Annotated in this window: 2 rRNA genes; both read left to right on the forward strand. The window is 54.5% G+C overall.

Going from position 1 to position 2,539, the window contains the following annotated elements:
• Positions 1-2,104, forward strand: a 23S ribosomal RNA gene (locus tag HPY90_RS15780); the annotation flags it as partial.
• 283 nt (positions 2,105-2,387) lie between these two features.
• Positions 2,388-2,496: ribosomal RNA gene (rrf, locus tag HPY90_RS15785) — 5S ribosomal RNA — on the forward strand.
• The last annotated feature ends 43 nt before the right edge of the window (positions 2,497-2,539 follow it).

A 2,539-nucleotide genomic window follows, 5' to 3' on the forward strand; every position in this document is an offset into this window, starting at 1 on the left:
GGTAGGGGAGCGTTCTTACTGGGCAGAAGCCATACCGTAAGGAATGGTGGACTGGTAAGAAGAGAGAATGCCGGCATGAGTAAGCGAGAAGGCAGGTGAGAATCCTGTCCGCCGAAAGCCTAAGGTTTCCTGGGGAAGGCTCGTCCACCCAGGGTAAGCCGGGACCTAAGCCGAGGCCGAAAGGCGTAGGTGATGGAGAATCGGTTGAGAATCCGATGCCACCTTCAGACCGATTGAGCGAAGGGGTGACGCAGGAGGGTAGGCGAAGCGCACGGATGGAAGAGTGCGTCCAAGCCCGTAGGGTGCAAGGCAGGCAAATCCGCCTTGCGGGGAGCCTGAGGGGTGACGGGGAGCGAATATTAGTAGCGAAGTCGCTGAACCCAAACTGCCAAGAAAAGCCTCTAGCGAGGTTTGGGGTGCCCGTACCGCAAACCGACACAGGTAGGCGAGGAGAGAATCCTAAGGCGCGCGAGAGAACCCTCGTTAAGGAACTCGGCAAAATGGCCCCGTAACTTCGGGAGAAGGGGTACCCCGATAGTGTAGCCGTAATATACTTATGGTGGCACGAGGGGGTCGCAGTGACCAGGCCCAGGCGACTGTTTACCAAAAACACAGGTCTCTGCAAAATCGAAAGATGAAGTATAGAGGCTGACGCCTGCCCGGTGCCGGAAGGTTAAGGGGAAGGGTTATCCGGCACTCAATGGTCTTTACCAGGAGGAGATGAAGTGTACTACGTGTATGTGATAGTAAGCGAAGAGGGAAGACGTATCTAGGATACACGTCAGACCTCAAGCGGCGGATACAGGAGCACAATGAAGGCAGGAACAGATGGACACGTGGGCACAGATGGAGATTAGCATACTATGAAGCGTATGCGAGCGATGCGGACGCAAGGAGAAGGGAAAGGAATCTCAAGCGTTCGGGACAGGCCAGAAGATGGCTGAGGGAGCGCATACGGGAGAGCGTGAAGTAGAGACCATTGAGTGCCGGAGAAGCTCTGAACCGAAGCCCCGGTGAACGGCGGCCGTAACTATAACGGTCCTAAGGTAGCGAAATTCCTTGTCGGGTAAGTTCCGACCCGCACGAAAGGCGTAACGATCTGGGCGCTGTCTCGACGAGGGGCTCGGTGAAATTGTAATACCGGTGAAGATGCCGGTTACCTGCGACAGGACAGAAAGACCCCGTGGAGCTTTACTGTAGCCTGATATTGGATTTTGGCAGGTCATGTACAGGATAGGTGGGAGGCTGGGAAGCAGGGCCGCCAGGTTCTGTGGAGCCGTTGGTGGGATACCACTCTTGGCTTGCTGGAGTTCTAACCTGCCCCCGTGAGCCGGGGGAGGGACAGTGTCAGGTGGGCAGTTTGACTGGGGCGGTCGCCTCCTAAAGGGTAACGGAGGCGCCCAAAGGTTCCCTCAGCGCGGATGGAAATCGCGCGTAGAGTGCAAAGGCAGAAGGGAGCTTGACTGCGAGAGGGACGCTTCGAGCAGGGACGAAAGTCGGGCTTAGTGATCCGGCGGTACCGAGTGGAAGGGCCGTCGCTCAACGGACAAAAGCTACCCCGGGGATAACAGGCTTATCTCCCCCAAGAGTCCACATCGACGGGGAGGTTTGGCACCTCGATGTCGGCTCATCGCATCCTGGGGCTGGAGAAGGTCCCAAGGGTTGGGCTGTTCGCCCATTAAAGCGGTACGTGAGCTGGGTTCAGAACGTCGTGAGACAGTTCGGTCCCTATCCGTCGCAGGCGCAGGAGAATTGAGGGGAGCTGTCCCTAGTACGAGAGGACCGGGATGGACAGACCGCTGGTGTACCAGTTGTTCCGCCAGGGGCACAGCTGGGTAGCTATGTCTGGAACGGATAAGCGCTGAAAGCATCTAAGCGCGAAGCCGACCCCAAGATGAGTTCTCCCACCCGGCACTCAACCGGGCACTTAGCAGGAAGCGAGGATTGTATCAGCGGATGCTGGTAGAAGAGGCAAGCGAGATGTTAGGTGTCGGGTTGAGTGCCGGGGTAAGACCCCAGCAAGACTAGCTGGTAGATAGGCCGGGGGTGTAAGCACAGCAATGTGTTGAGCCGACCGGTACTAATAGGTCGAGGGCTTGACCTAGGCGCTTTAAAATCTCTTGTGCAGTTTTGAGAGAGCCTAGAATAAGCCACAGATGAACACAGATTTACACAGATGAGCACAGATAAATAAAAAATATAAATAAAAAATATCAGTGTAAATCAGTGCCAATCAGTGTTAATCTGACGGTTTACACAGAGTCGAGATTGGTGGAACATAAAGATTGGCATGCTAGAAGAAGGGTCAGTCGTAATTTTCAAGATAATCAGTGTAAATCAGTGCTAATCAGTGTGTATCTGTGGCTCTGAAAATTGAAATAAAAATTCCTGGTGGCAATAGCGGAGGGGAAACACCCGTTCCCATACCGAACACGGAAGTTAAGCCCTCCAGCGCCGATGGTACTGCTAACGCGGGAGAGTAGGTCGCTGCCAGGATCTATTTTCTAAAACCCAGCCTAAACGCTGGGTTTTTTGATTT

This window comes from Syntrophothermus sp. (assembly GCF_013314835.1).
Lineage (GTDB): Bacteria > Bacillota > Syntrophomonadia > Syntrophomonadales > Syntrophothermaceae > Syntrophothermus > Syntrophothermus lipocalidus.